The organism is Pseudomonas bubulae (assembly GCF_037023725.1).
GTDB classification, from domain to species: domain Bacteria; phylum Pseudomonadota; class Gammaproteobacteria; order Pseudomonadales; family Pseudomonadaceae; genus Aquipseudomonas; species Aquipseudomonas bubulae.
The window spans coordinates 4067092-4084580 of record NZ_CP146077.1 but is presented as its reverse complement, the minus strand read 5'-3'; the positions used below and the strand labels follow the sequence as shown (position 1 = coordinate 4084580).

Annotated in this window: 19 protein-coding genes; 13 read left to right on the top strand and 6 right to left on the bottom strand. The window is 59.7% G+C overall.

The genetic code is table 11. From position 1 onward, the window contains the following. Positions 1-51 precede the first annotated feature (51 nt). From V6L81_RS18795 to arfB, 8 genes are all read left to right on the top strand, one after another. Positions 52-915, top strand: a complete 864-nt coding sequence (locus V6L81_RS18795; protein ID WP_095025656.1) for a PHP domain-containing protein — start codon at positions 52-54, stop codon at positions 913-915. Positions 916-928: 13 nt separating this feature from the next. Beyond that, positions 929-1561: an L-threonylcarbamoyladenylate synthase gene (locus tag V6L81_RS18790; RefSeq protein ID WP_088377747.1), complete on the top strand. Its 633-nt coding sequence runs from the start codon at positions 929-931 to the stop codon at positions 1559-1561. A 119-nt stretch (positions 1562-1680) separates the two neighbouring features. Further along, entirely contained in the window at positions 1681-2379 is a 699-nt protein-coding gene (locus V6L81_RS18785; protein WP_179291765.1) for a ScpA family protein, read from the top strand. Between the two features lie 12 nt (positions 2380-2391). Next, complete coding sequence (scpB, locus tag V6L81_RS18780) at positions 2392-3336, top strand: SMC-Scp complex subunit ScpB (RefSeq protein WP_095002637.1); 945 nt, start codon at positions 2392-2394, stop codon at positions 3334-3336. 161 nt (positions 3337-3497) lie between these two features. Beyond that, positions 3498-3689, top strand: a complete 192-nt coding sequence (locus tag V6L81_RS18775; RefSeq protein WP_095018927.1) for a DUF1289 domain-containing protein — start codon at positions 3498-3500, stop codon at positions 3687-3689. A gap of 144 nt (positions 3690-3833) precedes the next feature. Then, the gene (gene rluB / locus V6L81_RS18770; RefSeq protein ID WP_088377744.1) at positions 3834-5030 is read left to right on the top strand and encodes a 23S rRNA pseudouridine(2605) synthase RluB; all 1197 of its coding nucleotides are present in this window, start codon (positions 3834-3836) and stop codon (positions 5028-5030) included. Between the two features lie 601 nt (positions 5031-5631). After that, entirely contained in the window at positions 5632-7050 is a 1419-nt protein-coding gene (locus tag V6L81_RS18765) for an amino acid permease (RefSeq protein ID WP_095002635.1), read from the top strand. Between the two features lie 90 nt (positions 7051-7140). Further along, positions 7141-7554: an alternative ribosome rescue aminoacyl-tRNA hydrolase ArfB gene (gene arfB, locus V6L81_RS18760; RefSeq protein WP_086799653.1), complete on the top strand. Its 414-nt coding sequence runs from the start codon at positions 7141-7143 to the stop codon at positions 7552-7554. Between the two features lie 126 nt (positions 7555-7680). Here the strand turns inward: arfB and V6L81_RS18755 are convergent, their stop codons facing one another. From V6L81_RS18755 to phhA, 6 genes are all read right to left on the bottom strand, one after another. Further along, the gene (locus V6L81_RS18755) at positions 7681-8868 is read right to left on the bottom strand and encodes an MFS transporter (protein WP_095002634.1); all 1188 of its coding nucleotides are present in this window, start codon (positions 8866-8868) and stop codon (positions 7681-7683) included. A gap of 36 nt (positions 8869-8904) precedes the next feature. Then, positions 8905-9081, bottom strand: coding sequence for a hypothetical protein (locus V6L81_RS18750; RefSeq protein WP_095002633.1), 177 nt, complete (start codon positions 9079-9081; stop codon positions 8905-8907). Between the two features lie 80 nt (positions 9082-9161). Further along, entirely contained in the window at positions 9162-9293 is a 132-nt protein-coding gene (locus V6L81_RS18745; RefSeq protein ID WP_254925257.1) for a hypothetical protein, read from the bottom strand. 187 nt (positions 9294-9480) lie between these two features. Beyond that, on the bottom strand, positions 9481-10677 hold the full coding sequence (locus V6L81_RS18740) for an amino acid aminotransferase (protein WP_095002632.1): 1197 nt from the start codon (positions 10675-10677) through the stop codon (positions 9481-9483). Then, the gene (locus V6L81_RS18735; protein WP_016781595.1) at positions 10677-11033 is read right to left on the bottom strand and encodes a 4a-hydroxytetrahydrobiopterin dehydratase; all 357 of its coding nucleotides are present in this window, start codon (positions 11031-11033) and stop codon (positions 10677-10679) included. The genes V6L81_RS18740 and V6L81_RS18735 overlap by 1 nt, the downstream gene beginning before the upstream one ends. 43 nt (positions 11034-11076) lie before the next feature. After that, positions 11077-11868: a phenylalanine 4-monooxygenase gene (gene phhA / locus V6L81_RS18730; protein WP_095002631.1), complete on the bottom strand. Its 792-nt coding sequence runs from the start codon at positions 11866-11868 to the stop codon at positions 11077-11079. Between the two features lie 335 nt (positions 11869-12203). Between phhA and V6L81_RS18725 the strand changes: the two genes are divergently transcribed. The 5 genes from V6L81_RS18725 to V6L81_RS18705 all read left to right on the top strand — a co-directional run bounded on the left by V6L81_RS18725 (position 12204) and on the right by V6L81_RS18705 (position 17480). Then, complete coding sequence (locus tag V6L81_RS18725) at positions 12204-13769, top strand: sigma-54-dependent transcriptional regulator (protein ID WP_338660260.1); 1566 nt, start codon at positions 12204-12206, stop codon at positions 13767-13769. Between the two features lie 295 nt (positions 13770-14064). Then, entirely contained in the window at positions 14065-14805 is a 741-nt protein-coding gene (locus V6L81_RS18720) for a flagellar basal body rod protein FlgF (RefSeq protein WP_095002629.1), read from the top strand. A gap of 45 nt (positions 14806-14850) precedes the next feature. After that, entirely contained in the window at positions 14851-15636 is a 786-nt protein-coding gene (gene flgG / locus V6L81_RS18715) for a flagellar basal-body rod protein FlgG (protein WP_095002628.1), read from the top strand. Between the two features lie 24 nt (positions 15637-15660). Beyond that, the gene (flgH, locus tag V6L81_RS18710; protein WP_095002627.1) at positions 15661-16356 is read left to right on the top strand and encodes a flagellar basal body L-ring protein FlgH; all 696 of its coding nucleotides are present in this window, start codon (positions 15661-15663) and stop codon (positions 16354-16356) included. Positions 16357-16370: 14 nt separating this feature from the next. Further along, positions 16371-17480, top strand: coding sequence for a flagellar basal body P-ring protein FlgI (locus V6L81_RS18705; protein ID WP_095002626.1), 1110 nt, complete (start codon positions 16371-16373; stop codon positions 17478-17480). The last annotated feature ends 9 nt before the right edge of the window (positions 17481-17489 follow it).

Sequence of the window (17489 nt, the reverse complement as noted above, 5' to 3'; positions counted from 1 at the left end):
TAACAAACATCAATGACAGCGAAAGCGTCAGCTAGAGGTTATTAAATCCCCGTGGAAATTGACTTGCATTGCCATAGCACGGCATCCGATGGCGCCTTGGCGCCTGCGGTACTGGTCGCGCGTGCGTTCGAGAAAGGTGTGCGAGTCCTGGCCCTGACCGATCACGATACACTTGAAGGCCTCGACGAAGCCCGCGCGGCGGCGCAGGCGCTGGGCATGACATTGGTCAACGGCGTGGAGTTGTCCTGCACCTGGGGCGGGGCGACGATTCATGTGCTCGGCTACGGTTTCGATGTCAACGCCCCGGCGCTGGTCGAGGCCATTGCCAAATTGCACGATGGCCGCTGGCTGCGCGCCGAAGAGATCAGTCGCAAGCTGGCGCTCAAGGGTATGCCTGGTGCGCTTGAAGGCGCACGGGGTATCCAGCAAGCCCTGGGTGACAGCGGCAACGCCCCGGCCCGTCCGCATTTTGCCGATTTTCTGGTCGAGGCCGGTTACGTCAAGGATCGCGCCGAAGCCTTCCGCAAATGGCTGGGGGCCGGCAAGCTGGGGGACGTCAAGCTGCACTGGCCGACCCTGGAAGACACCGTCGCCACCCTGCGCGCAGCAGGCGCCTGGGTCAGTCTGGCGCACCCCTCGCACTACGATTTTACCCGCAGCAAGCGCCGACGGCTGATTGGCGACTATATTCAAGCTGGGGGTCACGCGATTGAAGTGGTCAACGGGTACCAGCCGGCCGATCAGGTTGGCAGCCTGGCGATCCTTGCGCGTGAGTTCGGTCTGCTGGTCAGTGCCGGCAGTGATTTTCATGGTCCAGGAGGGTGGTCCGAGATCGGCGAATACCGTCCGCTTCCGGAAGACTTGCCGCCATTGTGGTGTCGATTCAAATATGACAAACCCACTGCCAACGTCTGAACAGGTAAACACTGTGAGTCAATTTTTCCAGATTCATCCGGAAAACCCACAACCGCGTCTGATCAAACAGGCCGTTGAAATCATCAAGAAGGGTGGGGTAGTGATTTATCCCACCGACTCGTCCTACGCCGTGGGTTGCCAGATGGGCGACAAGGGTGCGATCGAGCGGATCAAGCGCCTGCGCAACCTGGACGACAAGCACAACTTCACCCTGATGTGCTGTGACCTGTCGCAGCTGGGGCTGTTTGCCAAGGTGGATACCGGCATCTTCCGTCTGCTCAAGGCGCATACGCCGGGGCCGTACACCTTTATCCTCAATGCCACCCGCGAAGTGCCGCGCCTGCTGCTGCACCCTAAACGCCGTACCATTGGCCTGCGCGTACCGAGCCATCCGATTGCGCTGGCATTGCTTGAAGAACTGGGCGAACCGCTGATGAGCGTGACCCTGATCCTGCCGGGCGAGAGCGAGCCGATGGAAGACCCGTATGAAATCCGTGATGCCCTGGAAAAACAGGTCGACCTGATCATTGACGGCGGTTTTGGCGGCAACAAGGCCTCCACTGTCATCAGCCTGGTGGACAGTGGTGACCCCGAGATCGTGCGGGTGGGCTGCGGTGATCCTCAACCCTTTATGGTCGAGGCCTGATGTCTGACGTAGAAGCACCTGAGGCCCGGGCCGGTGCCCAGCAAGAACTGTCTCTGGCCATGGTCTATGGCCAGGCGGTCATCGAAATGCCGCAAGACCTGTATATTCCCCCGGATGCACTGGAGGTGTTTCTTGATGCTTTTGAAGGCCCGCTCGACCTGCTGCTGTACCTGATCCGCAAGCAAAATATCGACATTCTCGACATTCCGGTGGCGGAAATTACCCGCCAGTACATGGGTTATGTCGAGCTGATGAAAACCGTGCGCCTGGAGCTGGCGGCCGAGTATCTGGTCATGGCCGCGATGCTGGCCGAGATCAAGTCGCGGATGCTGTTGCCGCGTTCGGCCGAAATCGAGGAGGACGAGGGTGACCCCCGTGCCGAGCTGATTCGCCGCCTGCAGCAATACGAGCGCTTCAAGGCTGCCGCTGAAGGCATTGAGGGGCTCAGCCGGGTAGGGCGCGAGATCTATGTGCCCAAGCTCGATGCCCCCGAAGCACGGGCGCGCAAACTGGTACCGGAAGTGGCGCTCGAAGAGCTGCTGATGTCGATGGCCGAAGTGCTGCGCCGCACCGACATGTTTGAAAGTCATCAGGTCAGCCGTGAGGCCCTGTCGACCCGCGAACGCATGAGCGACGTGCTTGAGCGTCTCAAGGGGGGTGGCTTTGTGCCCTTTGTCGAGCTGTTTACCGCTGAAGAAGGCAAGTTGGGTGTAGTCGTGACCTTTATGGCCATTCTTGAACTGGTCAAAGAGTCGCTGATCGAGTTGGTACAAAATGAACCCTTCGCGCCGATCCATGTGCGGGCAAGAGCCGAATAAAGAGCTGAAACCATGAATTTGACTGAACCCCGCGAGCTGGCCCCCTTGCTTGAGGCCTTTCTGCTGGCCTCGGGAAAGCCGCAGAGCCTTGAGCGCCTGTTCGAACTGTTTGAAGAGGGCGAGCGCCCGGAACCGCCGGTCTTCAAGAAGGCCCTGGAACTGCTGCGCAAATCCTGCGACGGCCGCGCCTTTGAACTGAAAGAAGTTGCCTCCGGCTATCGCCTGCAGATCCGCGAAAAGTACTCGCCCTGGGTCGGACGTCTGTGGGAAGAACGCCCGCAACGTTACTCGCGAGCCATGCTGGAGACCATGGCGCTGATCGCTTATCGCCAGCCCATTACCCGTGGCGAGATCGAAGATGTGCGCGGTGTGGCGGTCAACAGCCATATCGTCAAGACACTGCTGGAGCGCGAGTGGATTCGCGTGGTGGGTTATCGTGACGTGCCGGGCAAGCCCGCGATGTTTGCCACCACCAAGGGCTTTCTTGACCACTTCAACCTCAAGAGCCTCGATGAATTGCCGCCACTGGCCGAGCTGCGCGAGCTGGAGCCGGATCCGATCCTCGATTTTGACGATGCCCCGGTGCCTGCGCATCTTCAGGCGCTGGCCGACGAAAGCGCCGAGCCGGAAGAGCCGAAAGACGAAACCAGCTTCCGCACCCTGCTGACGGAACTGGACTCGATGGAGGAGGGTCTTAAAACTGACTTTGATGATTTGCTGCGCGACGTTGCGCCAGTTGAAGCTCTAGAGCCTGAGCCTGAGCCTGAGCCTGAGTCCGAGCCGGAAATAGAAGCCCAACCACAACCGCAGCAACCCTCTGCGGCCGAGTTGGCCCGCGAGCGATTGCGCGCTGCGGTTGCTGCACTTGAGCAGCGATCTGCCTTGAGCGACGAAGAGCTTGAGGCTCAGGCCCTGGCCGAAGCCATCGAACAGGAACGCCGCGAGCAGGAAGACTGATGCACTCCCATTAAGGATCCTGGCAAGCCGCGGATTCTGCGGGCAATGCATGACCCGTGGGAGCTGGCTTGCCTGCGATGCAGACGACGCGGACTGTCAGGCACACCGCAGCGATGCCATCGCGAGCAAGCCCGCTCCCACACAATTTTCGGAGGGCTGTCATGAGTTCAACCAAAGACCCCTGCATCGGAGTCTGCAAATTCACTGACGACATTTGCCTGGGCTGCGGGCGGACCAAGCGTGAAATCAAGGCCTGGAAGAAACTCGACAAAGACGAAAAACGTGCGGTGCTGGCCGAATCCGCCCTGCGTTTACTGGCGCTTGAGGCCACCGGCCGGCGGAAAACCAAGTGAGCCACGCACTTCGTGACTAGCCTTTGATGCGCAATGGTCAATATCCGCGTATGATTCGCGACCCTCTGGGGCTCAGCAGAGCCCCAAGGCCCATTTTTAACACTTCAGGCGCTCGCCTGAATTGACACACCGGGAGGTGCCCAGATGAAAGATCTCGACCCTAAAGACGGCCAGGAAATTGGCCCTGCAGGCGAAAAACTGCAAAAAGTCCTCGCCCGTATTGGCGTTGGCTCGCGTCGCGACGTAGAGAGCTGGATCAGCCAGGGCCGGATCAAGGTCAATGGCAAGGATGCAACCCTGGGTCTGCGCGTAGACCTGCACGACGCCATCACCATCGATGGCAAGGTGATCAAGCGTGAAGAGGCAGCCGAATCGGTTCGCCGCGTGATCATGTACAACAAACCCGACGGCGAAATCTGCACCCGTGACGACCCTGAAGGCCGTCCGACCGTGTTCGACAAACTGCCGCGTCCAAAAGAAGGCCGTTGGATCAATATCGGTCGTCTGGACATCAACACCACCGGCTTGCTGATGTTCACCACTGACGGTGAGCTGGCCAACCGCTTGATGCACCCTTCGTACGAAATGGACCGTGAATACGCGGTACGTGTGCGTGGCGAAGTGGATGACGACATGATTGCCCGCCTCAAGGCCGGCGTTGTGCTGGAAGACGGTCCGGCGCGTTTCACCGACATCAAGCAGGCGCCAGGCGGCGAAGGCTTCAACCATTGGTACCACTGCGTGGTGATGGAAGGCCGTAACCGTGAAGTGCGTCGTCTGTGGGAATCCCAGGGCCTGGTGGTCAGCCGCCTGAAGCGCGTACGTTTCGGTCCGGTGTTCCTCAACTCCGATCTGCCGATGGGTCGCTGGCGCGAAATGAGCCAGTTCGAAGTGGACATTCTCAGCGCTGAAGTCGGCCTCACGCCGGTTGCCATGCCTGAGATGAACGCCAAGAGCAAAGACAAGCTTGAGCGCATGCAGCGCAAATCCTCGCGCCCTGTGGCCCGTGGTGACCGTGTTGCCCGCGTGCTGCGCCCGGCTGAAGGTGCACCTGTTGCGCCGCGTCCGGCACGCCAGCCGCATATCGAAGGCGAGCGTCCGGGCCGTCCGGCTCGTGATGAATCGGCTCGTCCGGCGCGCAAGCCTGCCGGCCGTACTGATCGTGTGCCAGCAGGTCGTGGTGCGCCAGTTGCCGAGCGTCCGAGCGAAATCAACAAGCGTCCAACCAAGCCAACCCGTAACGGGCCAAAGCTGGTTGACGATGCGCCGTCGGGCAAGCGTCGTGGTGCCCCGGCAGGTTCGGGCCAGCGCCCGGGCTTCGGTCGTCGCAAGCCGCAGTAAGCGGTAAGCGGTAAGCGCGGTACAAAAAACGCCAACCCCCAGGGGTTGGCGTTTTTTTATGTCTGCGAAATGCTGATGGCAGCTGCTACGGGTCGTAATTCGCGTGGCAAATAATCGTTACACCATGTCAATAAACCTATACGAATTCAGCCACTTACCGACCCTAAACCGCTGAAATCATCCCTTTGTAATGAAAACCTTCCGAGATTTACAGAATTAGGACAGTTCCTACATAAATTGCGGCTTGTTTCGTATTGCAATCGGCTGTGTGATGGGATCTTGCCTTCGTGCGGGTGTACAATGCGCCGCGTTTTAACTGTGACTCAATTGCGTACCCGCGCATTTTGCGCCGCTCGGCGTTACACCGAACGGCCAAAACCTCAAGGCTATCCGCCTTGATAATTCCGCAATGCCACAAGCGTTGCGGGTTCGATTCCGTCACAGATAAAAACAAACAGGTGACGCATGACTCGTGAAACAACCTTGGATTCCTGGCGCCTGCGCTGGGGTTTGATTTGTGTTGTAGACCCTTCGATCACTGCCTCTGGTGCTCAAGTTACAACGCACTGAATCACATCAAACCTTGTGTGGGACCTTTGCAATGAGTGGAAATACCTCGCATTCGGGCGAGCTTAAACGCGGCCTGAAAAATCGTCATATCCAGCTGATAGCCCTCGGTGGCGCGATTGGTACTGGCCTGTTTCTCGGTTCGGCCGGGGTGCTCAAGTCGGCCGGTCCATCGATGATTCTGGGCTATGCGATCTGCGGCTTTATCGCGTTCATGATCATGCGCCAGCTCGGTGAAATGATCGTCGAAGAGCCGGTTGCCGGTTCTTTCAGCCACTTTGCCCATAAATACTGGGGCGGTTTCGCCGGCTTTATGTCGGGCTGGAACTGCTGGGTGCTGTACATCCTGGTGGGCATGTCGGAGCTGACCGCCGTCGGCAAATATGTGCACTACTGGTGGCCGGAGATCCCCACCTGGGCCTCGGCAGCGGCCTTCTTCGTGCTGATCAACCTGATCAACCTGACCAACGTCAAAGTGTTTGGCGAAGCCGAGTTCTGGTTCGCGATCATCAAGGTCGTGGCAATTGTCGGCATGATCGCCCTGGGCAGCTACCTGCTGGTCAGCGGCAGCGGTGGCCCTCAGGCTTCGGTCAGCAACCTGTGGGAACACGGTGGTTTCTTCCCGAACGGGACGACCGGCCTGATCATGGCCATGGCCTTTATCATGTTTTCCTTCGGCGGCCTGGAAATGCTCGGTTTCACCGCAGCTGAAGCCGACAAACCACGCACCGTGATCCCGAAAGCGATCAACCAGGTGATCTACCGCATCCTGATTTTCTATATCGGTGCCCTGGTAGTTCTGCTGTCGTTGACTCCGTGGGACTCGCTGCTTGAAACCCTGAATGCCGGTGGCGACAGCTACAGCAGCAGCCCGTTCGTGCAAGTGTTCTCGATGCTGGGCAGCAACACCGCTGCGCACATCCTCAACTTCGTGGTCTTGACCGCAGCATTGTCGGTGTACAACAGCGGCACCTACTGCAACAGCCGCATGTTGCTGGGTATGGCGCAGCAGGGCGATGCGCCGAAAGTGCTGGCCAAAATCGACAAGCGCGGCGTGCCGGTCAACTCGATCCTGGCCTCGGCGGCGGTGACGGTCATTGCAGTGCTGCTCAACTACCTGATGCCCCATGATGCGCTGGAACTGCTGATGTCCCTGGTAGTGGCGACCCTGGTGATCAACTGGGCGATGATCAGCTACTCGCACTTCAAGTTCCGCCAGCATATGGACAAGACCGCGCAAGTCCCGCTGTTCAAGGCGCTGTGGTATCCGTACGGCAACTACATCTGCCTGGCGTTTGTAGCGTTTATCCTGGTGATCATGCTGTTGATCCCGGGGATTCGCGTGTCGGTGTACGCGATTCCGGTGTGGGTGGCCTTTATGTGGCTGTGCTTCGTGATCAAGAACAAGCGCGCGGTACAGGCGCAGGCAGCGGCTTACAGCTCTGCCAAATAAACGCTGTGTTTAACCCTGCAAACCCGGCCATTGCGCCGGGTTTGTTGTTTGTGGGGTATCCTTGATGCTCTGAACACGGACCCTTTTTTGATGCTGGTGATTTCCAACAACGTGCATATCCCTGATGCCGAGATCGAACTGACGGCCATTCGCGCCCAGGGTGCGGGCGGGCAGAACGTCAACAAGGTTTCGAGCGCCATGCACCTGCGCTTTGATATTCCCAATTCGTCGTTGCCGGATTTTTACAAGGAGCGGCTGCTGGCGCTGCGTGACAGCCGCATCACCAGTGATGGCGTGCTGATTATCAAAGCCCAGCAATACCGCACCCAGGAGCAGAATCGGGCTGATGCGCTGGAGCGTCTGGCGGAGTTGATCGTCAGCGCCACCAAAGTGGAGAAAAAACGCCGCCCGACCAAGCCGACCCTGGGCTCAAAAAAACGTCGGCTGGAATCCAAGACCAAGCGCGGCAACATCAAGGCGGGGCGGGGCAGGGTGGATTTCTAGAGGGCAGCAGCAGTCCTGTGGGAGCGGGCTTGCCCGCGATGGCATCACCGTGCTTTACCTGGCACACCACTCCGTCTGCATCGCGGGCAAGCCCGCTCCCACAGGTTTAATCACCCTGAGCGCGAGCTAGGACGCTCTTGCGTTCTGCGCCTGACGATACAGATAAACACTCAGCATCAACCCGCCAAGCGCCGCCAGCGCCGCAAACAGAAAGATCGAAGCAAAGCCGAACCCTGCCGCCACGGCACCCACTAGCGGCCCGGTGATGCCCAGCGACAGGTCGATAAACAGCGAATACGCACCCACCGCAGCCCCCCGGCTGGAGGCCGGCACCAGGTTGACCGCCTCAACCCCCAGCGCCGGGAACACCAGCGAAAAGCCAAAGCCGCTCAAGGCCGCGCCCGCCAGGGCCAACTCCGGGTTGGGCGCCAGCCACAACAGCAGCAAGCCCAGGGTTTCGACGCTCAGGCAGGCAATCGCCACGCGAAAACCGCCGATACGGTTGATCAGGTTGCCAAACAGCAAACGCGCACTGATAAAGCTGGCGCCAAACAGGCTCAGGCACAGCGCTGCGTTTTCCCAGTGGTTGGTCGCGTAATACAAGGTGATAAAGGTGGCGATGGTGCCAAAGCCGATCGAGCCCAGGGCCAGCCCGGTGCCGTGGGGCAGTACTCGTCCCAGTACATGCAGAAACGGCAGGCGCACGCCGCTGACAATGGGTGCTGCCAGTTTTGGCCAGGCCAGCAGTACGCCCAGCGCTCCCAGGGCAATAATGCTTACGCCCAGGCTCCACATGCCCAGGTGGCCGACCATGACCACGCCCAGAGGTGCGCCAATGGCAATGGCGCCGTAACTGGCGATGCCATTCCAGGAAATCACCTTGGCCGTGTTCTGTGCGCCGACCCGGCCTATGCCCCAGCCGATGGAGCCGGAGCCCACCAGGCTTTCCGCGCTGCCCAGCACCAGCCGGCCGATCAACAGGCTGGCCAGGCTCCAGGCCGGCATGCTCGTCAGCCAGCTGGACACCAGCATAAACACGCCACTCAGGCCGCAGCCGGCCAGGCCAACCATCACGGCGCGCTTGCTGCCCCGGGTATCGATGTAGCGGCTGGCGTAAGGCCGGCTCAGCAGCGTAGCCAAATATTGCACGCTGATCACCAGCCCGGCGATCACCGTGCCGTAACCGAGATGGTTATGCACGTAACCCGGCAGTACGGCCAGCGGAATGCCAATGTTCAAATAGCCGATAAAGGTAAACAGGACGATGGAAACCACTTGCAGCGTGATTGCCATGGGGCGCTGTGTTTCAGGCATGGGGTAGGGGTCCTGCGGGGAGCGGGTTGGTGCAGATTATAGTGGTGTAACCAGTTGCGTCGCGATTAAAGCGGCCAGTGCATTTTCCTGGGTGCCGAACCGTTTGAGCAGGAGAGCTTGTTTTTCGGGGCTGAGGCGCTCCCAGAGGTCGATCATTTTCTCGGCGGTGCCGATCAGAACGCTGGCCTGGGTATCGCTGAAGGTGTCAGTCACGCTTGATTCCGCAATAAGGGGCGATTGTGTCAGACGGTGTGAAAAACTGAATGCTTTTCGCACCGTCTGATTGTGCGCCGTCAGTCTTCGCTTTCGGCCTGCAGGCTTTCAGAAGCCTCGTCCAGTGCGGGGTTTTCGCCACTGGTGTGTTGCGGGGTTGGCTGCTCGGTTTCGTGCAGGCTTGGGAAGGGGAGGTTTGGGATCTCGTGCATCGTCGCGCTCCTCGTAAGGTGTGTTTTAAGTAGCTTGCTAAGGATACAGGAGGGAGTGTGACAATTTGTCTTTTTATTGCGTCTGGGGGGATTTGTATCGAACTTTTCATATTGCAGCTGTCGCTGCAAAAGGCAAAGCCCTGTAGCAGCTGCCTCGTTCCTTCGGCAGCTGCTACGGGTGGGGGGGCTAGTGTGTGCACACCTGCGCAATCGCCTTGGCCAGCAGGCTCAGGCGCGTGCCGTCGACCCCGGCCATATTGGCGCGCCCCGAACCAACCATGTACACGCTGTGTTTCTCGCGTAACAGCTGGACTTGCTCTTGGGTCAGGCCAGTGTACGAAAACATCCCGCGTTGCTCATTAATATGGGCAAAGTGCTCCGCCAGCCCGAACGGGATCAGGGCTTCCACCAAACCGCTACGCAATTGCGCGATACGGCTACGCATGGCTTCCACTTCTGCGATCCACACGCTTTTCAGCTGGGCATCGCCGAGGATGGTTGCTACCACCGACGCGCCGTGATCCGGCGGGTTGGACCACAAGTTTCGCGCAATATAGGCCAACTGGCTGCGGATGTCGGTCAGCTTTTCGGCGTCATTGGCACACACAATCAATGCACCGACGCGTTCGCGGTACAGGCCGAAGTTCTTCGAGCACGAGCTGGTGATCAGCACTTCCGGCAGTTCACGGGTGAACAGGCGGGTCGACCAGGCGTCTTCCTGCATTCCGTCGCCAAAACCCTGGTAGGCAAAATCGATCAAAGGCAGCAATTCACGACGACGGACCACGTCCAGCACCTGCAGCCAGTCCGCCTGGGACAGGTCAAAGCCGGTCGGGTTGTGGCAGCAGGCGTGCAGCAGCACTACATCGCCTTTTGGCGCGTGTTCCAGGGCTTCGAGCATGGCCGCGACATTGAGCTTGTTATCGCTGCCCACGTAAGGGTAGTGACTGATCTTCAGCCCGGCTGCGGCAAAGATGGTTTCGTGGATCGGCCAGGTTGGATCGCTCAGCCAGATGCCACGGCCCGGCAAGCATTGCGCGATAAAATCGGCGCTCAGGCGCAAGGCCCCGGTACCGCCCGGGGTCTGGGTCGCTGCAGCGCGCTTGCTGGCCAGCAGGGGTGAGTCTTCGCCCAGCACCAGTTCGCTGATCAGTTGCCCGAATCGGCTGTCACCATGACCGCCGATATAGGTTTTGGTCTGTTGCTGATCGACCAGGCGCTGCTCGGCCAACTTTACTGATTGCAGGATCGGCGTCAGGCCATTGGCGTCTTTATAGACGCCCACGCCCAGGTCGAACTTGTCCGGATTGGTATCCTGTTGATAGGCGTCCATCAAACCGAGAATCGGGTCGCCCGGTACCCGACCAATATCGGCAAAGTGCATTACTTGCGACCTTCGGCAGTTTTGGCGACTTCATCAGTGCGTGCGGCCATGATGAAGTCGTTGCGGTGCAGGCCCTTGATCGAGTGGCTCCACCAGGTCACGGTGACCGAGCCCCATTCGGTCAGCAGGCCCGGGTGATGGCCTTCGGCTTCGGCGATCTCGCCCACGGCATTGGTAAAGGCCAGGGCGAATTTGAAGTTCTTGAACAGAAAGACCTTTTCCAGCTGCATGATGCCGTCGCGAACTTCGATGTTCCAGTCCGGGATCTGTTTGATCAGGATCGGCAGTTCTTCGTCGCTGACCTGTGGGGCATCGGCGCGGCAGGCTTCGCAGTGGGCTTGGTTCAGTGCGTTCATGGTGGATTCCTGAAATCAGTTTTTATAGATGACTAAAAAAGGGTTAAGCCGCTTTCGGCTTGGGCGTGAACTTCGGCGCGTGCAGGCCCATTGTCATGCCTTTTTCGACCATACCCATGATGTCTTCATGGGCCAGGTCAAACAGTCGCTTCAAGTCCGGCAGGACAAAATACAGCGGCTGCAAAATATCGATGCGATACGGCGTACGCATGGCTTCCAGCGGATCGAAAGCCTGATGTTCCGGCTCTGAAGACAGGCTGTAAACCGTTTCTTTGGGCGACGACAGAATCCCGCCACCGTAAATGCGTTTGCCTTCCGGCGTGTCGACCAGGCCGAACTCGATGGTCATCCAGTACAGACGTGCCAGATACACCCGTTGTTCTTTGCTCGCCTGCAGGCCCAGCTTGCCGTAGGTGTGGGTGAATTCGGCGAACCATGGGTTGGTCAGCAGCGGGCAGTGGCCGAAGATTTCGTGAAAAATATCCGGCTCTTGCAGGTAATCGAGTTCTTCGGGAGTACGAATAAAGGTGGCCACTGGAAACTGCTTGTTGGCCAGCAACTCGAAGAAGGTCTGGAAGGGGATCAGTGCGGGTACCCGGGCAACTTGCCAGCCCGTGGTGGCGCCCAGTACCTGATTGATCTCGTCGAGTTGCGGGATGCGGTCGTGGGGCAGGCCCAGCTTTTCGATGCCTTGCATGTACTCGGGGCAGGCGCGGCCTTCCAGCAGTTTCAGCTGACGGGTAATCAGCGTGTTCCACACCCCGTGCTCGGCAGGTGTGTAGTCGATAAAGCCATTGGCATCAGGCTCGCGGGCGACGTATTTCGTTTGCTTCATGGGGCTCTCCGCAAGGAAATCGTTTTTATTATTCGGTGTTGTTGCGATGCCTTAGTGATACCTCAAGTGATTGTCATGTGCAGCTAGCCTAAAGCCAGTAATGCTGGGATGATGGCGCTTATTCGTAAAGTATTCGTTACGATGTGAGGGGCAGGCTGTCATTCTTGATTGTGCGACAGCACAACTGTCACAAAATCGTGACGATGAAATGCCTCTGAAGCCGGAAAACCTCCCTGTGGGAGCGAGCCTGCTCGCGAATGGCGCTCTTTGAGCCTTCGCGAGCAGGCTCGCTCCCACATAGGACATCCATTGTTAGTTATTCCCGAGCCCTGCCCATGCGTATCAAAGTCCACTGCCAAAACCGGATTGGCATCCTTCGCGACATTCTCAATCTGCTGGTGGCCTACGGCATCAACGTCAAGCGCGGCGAGGTCGGGGGTGATCAGGGCAATGCGATTTATCTGTACTGCCCCAATCTGATTAATCTGCAATTTCAGGCCTTGCGTCCGAAGTTTGAAACCATCCCCGGGGTGTTTGGCGTCAAGCGTGTGGGCTTGATGCCCAGCGAGCGCCGGCATATGGAGCTTAACGCCTTGCTCGGGGCGCTGGAATTTCCGGTGCTGTCTATCGATATGGGCGGTTGCATTGTTGCGGCCAACCGTGCCGCCGCACAGTTGCTTGGGGTGCGGGTGGATGAAGTGCCGGGGATTTCCCTGTCACGCTACGCCGAAGACTTCGACCTGCCCGAACTGGTGCGGGCCAACAAGTCGCGGATCAATGGCTTGCGGGTCAAGATCAAGGGCCTGGTGTACCTGGCCGATATCGCCCCGCTGCAACTGGAACACGACGAAAGCGAGGCGATGGCCGGGGCCGTGCTGACCCTGCACCGCGCCGACCGTGTGGGCGAGCAAATCTACAATGTGCGCAAGCAGGAGCTGCGCGGCTTCGACAGTATTTTCCAAAGCTCGAAAGTCATGGCCGCGGTGGTGCGCGAAGCGCGGCGAATGGCACCGCTGGATGCGCCGCTATTAATAGAAGGCGAAACCGGCACCGGCAAGGAGCTGCTGGCCCGGGCCTGCCATCTGGCCAGCCCTCGTGGCCAGTCGCCATTGATGGCGCTGAACTGCGCCGGCTTACCTGAGTCGATGGCTGAAACCGAACTGTTCGGCTACGGCCCCGGTGCCTTTGAAGGGGCGCGGGCGGAAGGCAAGCTCGGCCTGCTGGAGCTGACAGCAGGAGGTACGTTGTTTCTCGATGGCGTGGGTGAAATGAGCCCGCGCTTGCAGGTCAAATTGCTGCGCTTCTTGCAGGATGGTTGCTTTCGTCGGGTTGGCAGTGATGAAGAGGTGTATCTGGATGTGCGGGTGATGTGCGCCACTCAGGTCGACCTGTCCGAGCTGTGCGCCCGTGGCGAGTTTCGCCAGGACCTGTATCACCGGCTCAACGTGCTATCGCTGCATATTCCGCCGCTGCGCGATTGCCTGGACGGGCTGGAACCGCTGGTGGAGCATTTTCTCGATCAGGCCAGTCGCCAGATTGGTTGCTCGCTGCCGCGCCTGGCGCCAGCGGCAATGGATCGGTTGAGCCACTACCATTGGCCGGGTAACGTGCGCCAGCTGGAAAACGTGCTGTTCCAGGCGGTGTCGTTGTGCGATGGCGGGGTGGTCAAGGCCGAGCATATCCGCCTGCCGGATTACGGCGTGCGCCAGCCCCTGGGCGAGTTCTCGCTGGAGGGCGGCCTGGAGCAGATTGTCGGGCGTTTCGAAAAGGCGGTGCTGGAGCAACTGTATTCCGAGCACTCGAGTAGCCGATTGCTGGGCAAGCGATTGGGGGTGTCCCATACCACCATCGCCAACAAACTGCGCGAGCACGACATTATTAAGCCGGGCAAGGACGCTTGAGCCTGTAAGTGCTGATCTGTGGGAGCGGGCTTGCTCGCGATGATATCGCTGCGGTGTGCCAGACATATCGCGCCGCCAGAATCGCGAGCAAGCCCGCTCCCACAAGATCAACGTGACTCGGCAGGCCACCCCTTGCCGCAACCGGCAGAACCCCGCCGTCTCCTCGCACCGAATCTTCCCTCATCCCTGCGCAAACCCGCGCCGCAGCGCGTCAAAATAAAGTTGGTGCGCAAATTGCAATGACCTCTTCAGTACAGCGGTGGGCGGCAAGCGTCCGTCAGACAGAGGAAAGACTGTGGACAAGTACCTTTATGTGGCAATGACCGGCGCCAGTCAGAACGCACTGGCGCAGAAGGCGCATGCCAACAATCTGGCGAACATCTCGACCAACGGGTTTCAGCGTGACCTGGAACAGGCCCGCTCGATGCCGGTGTTTGGTGACAGCTTTCCGGCGCGTGCCTTTGCCTTGACCGAGCGCCCTGCCACCGATTTCAGCCAAGGTGCCCTGGTCGAGACCGGCCGCGACCTCGATGTGGCCGTGTCCGGCGACGGCTGGCTGGCGGTGCAGGCCCCCGACGGCAGTGAGGCCTATGTGCGAACCGCCAGCATGAACGTGGATGCCCTGGGCATCCTGCGTGCCGGCAACGGCATGCCGATCATGGGCAACGGCGGGCCGATCGCGGTGCCGCCCCAGCAGCAGATCGAAGTCGGCGAAGACGGCACCATCAGCATCCGCGCCCAGGGCGAAGGCCCGCGGGTGATGGCGCAAGTGGACCGCATCAAGCTGGTCCAGCCGGACCTTAAAACCATGAGCAAGGGCCTCGACGGCCTGATCCACACCAATGACGGTCAGCCGGCCCCGGCCGATGCCAATGTGCGGGTGACCTCGGGTTTTCTGCAGGCGAGCAACGTCAATGCCGTGGATGAAATGACCTCGGTGCTGGCTCTGTCCAAGCAGTTCGAGCTGCATATCAAAATGATGAACACCGCCAAAGAAGACGACCAGGCCATGACTCGCGTCCTGTCCATCAGCTAATTACTTGAACGCGGCGCCGAAAAACCGGCGCGCGAGGAGAGCTCCATGCTTCCGGCACTGTGGGTTGCAAAAACGGGTTTGGCTGCACAAGACACCAACCTGACCACCATTTCCAACAACCTGGCCAACGTCTCGACCACCGGCTTCAAACGTGATCGCGCCGAGTTCCAGGACTTGCTCTACCAGATCAAGCGCCAGCCAGGTGCCCAGTCCACCCAGGACAGTGAACTGCCATCGGGCCTGCAAGTGGGCACCGGGGTACGTATTGTCGGCACGCAAAAGAACTTCACTGCCGGTAGCCTGCAAACTACCGAGCAGCCGCTGGACATGGCCATCAACGGCCGTGGTTTTTTCCAGATCATGCAGCCCGACGGCACAACGGCCTACACCCGTGACGGTACTTTCCATCTGGACTCCAATGGCCAGATCGTCACCGCTAACGGCTTTGCCCTGGAACCGGCGATTGTGGTGCCGGCCGATGCCCAGACCTTCACCGTCGGCCAGGACGGCACCGTATCGGTGACCATTTCCGGCAACCCGGCGGCGCAAGTGATCGGCAACGTGCAGACCGCCGACTTTATCAACCCGGCCGGCTTGCAGTCCCAGGGCGGCAACCTGTTCCTGGAAACCGCCTCCAGCGGTGCGCCGCAAATCGGCACCCCGGGCCTGAACGGCTTTGGCCTGACCATGCAAAGCATGCTCGAGACCTCGAACGTCAGCACCGTGGAAGAAATGGTCAATATGATCACCACCCAGCGCGCCTACGAGATGAACTCCAAAGTGATTTCTACCGCTGACCAGATGTTGTCGTTCGTTACGCAAAACCTGTAATTACGTGAAATAGCGGGAGAGCTCATGAAGCGCTTGTTTTCTGTTCTGGCACTGGGCGCCATCACCTTGCTGGCCGGCTGCGTCAGCCCGCCACCGCGGGCCAACGACCCGTACTACGCACCTGTGCTGCCGCGTACGCCGCTGCCGGCTGCCGCCAACAACGGCTCGATTTACCAGGCCGGTTTCGAGCAGAACCTGTACAGCGACCGCAAGGCGTACCGCATCGGCGACATCATTACCATTACCCTTAATGAGAAGACCCAGGCGAGTAAAAACGCCAACTCGGCGATCGGTAAAAACAGCAACACCAGCATCGGCCTGACCTCGTTGTTCGGCAGCGGCCTGACCACCAACAACCCGCTGGGCGGGGGTGACCTGAGCCTCAATGCCGGTTACAGCGGCAGCCGTGCCACCAAGGGCGACAGCAAGGCCGGGCAGGGCAACAGCCTGACCGGTTCGATCACCGTGACTGTCGCCGACGTGCTGCCCAACGGCATCATCGCCGTGCGCGGTGAAAAGTGGATGACCCTTAACACCGGCGACGAGCTGGTACGCATTGCCGGCCTGGTACGGGCCGATGACATTGCCACTGACAACACTGTGTCTTCGACCCGTGTGGCCGATGCGCGCATCACCTACTCGGGCACCGGCTCGTTTGCCGATGCGAGCCAGCCGGGCTGGTTTGACCGTTTCTTCCTTAGCCCGCTGTTTCCCTTTTAGTGATGAAGCTCACCATGCCCAACCTCAAGCATCTGCTGGCAGCCGTGTTGCTGTTGTCGACCTCCCTGGGCGCCCACGCCGAGCGGTTGAAAGACATCGCCAGCATTTCCGGCGTGCGTTCCAACCAATTGATTGGTTATGGCCTGGTGGTGGGCTTGAATGGTACGGGTGACCAGACCACACAAACCCCGTTTACCCTGCAGACGTTCAATAACATGCTGTCGCAGTTTGGCATCAAGGTACCGCCGGGTTCGGGCAATGTGCAGCTGAAAAACGTTGCGGCGGTGTCCATCAGCGCCGATTTGCCGGCATTCGCCAAGCCGGGGCAGGTGATCGATATCACCGTTTCCTCCATCGGCAACTCCAAAAGCCTGCGCGGCGGTACGCTGCTGCTGACACCGCTTAAAGGCATTGATGGCAATGTGTATGCGGTGGCCCAGGGCAATCTGGTGGTCGGCGGTTTCGATGCCGAAGGCCGCGACGGCTCGAAAATCACCGTCAACGTGCCGTCGGCCGGGCGTATTCCGGGTGGCGCATCGGTTGAGCGGGCCGTACCCAGCGGTTTCAACCAGGGCAACAGCCTGACCCTGAACCTCAATCGCTCGGACTTCACCACCGCCAAGCGTATCGTCGACAAGATCAATGACCTGCTCGGCCCCGGTGTGGCGCAGGCCATCGATGGCGGCTCGGTTCGCGTGACCGCACCACTGGACCCGAGCCAGCGGGTCGACTATCTGTCGATCCTGGAAAACCTCGAAGTCGATCCGGGGCAGGCGGTGGCCAAGGTCATCATCAACTCGCGCACCGGCACCATCGTGATTGGCCAGAACGTCAAGGTTTCGCCCGCCGCAGTGACCCACGGTAGCCTGACCGTGACCATCACCGAAGACCCGATTGTCAGCCAGCCCGGCCCGCTGTCCAACGGCGAGACCGCCGTGGTGCCGCGTTCGCGACTGAATGCCCAGCAGGAAGCCAAGCCGATGTTCAAGTTCGGCCCGGGCACCACCCTCGACGAAATCGTGCGGGCGGTAAACCAGGTCGGCGCAGCGCCAGGGGACTTGATGGCGATTCTCGAAGCGCTGAAACAGGCCGGCGCGCTGCAAGCCGACCTGATCGTGATCTGAGGTCGACGT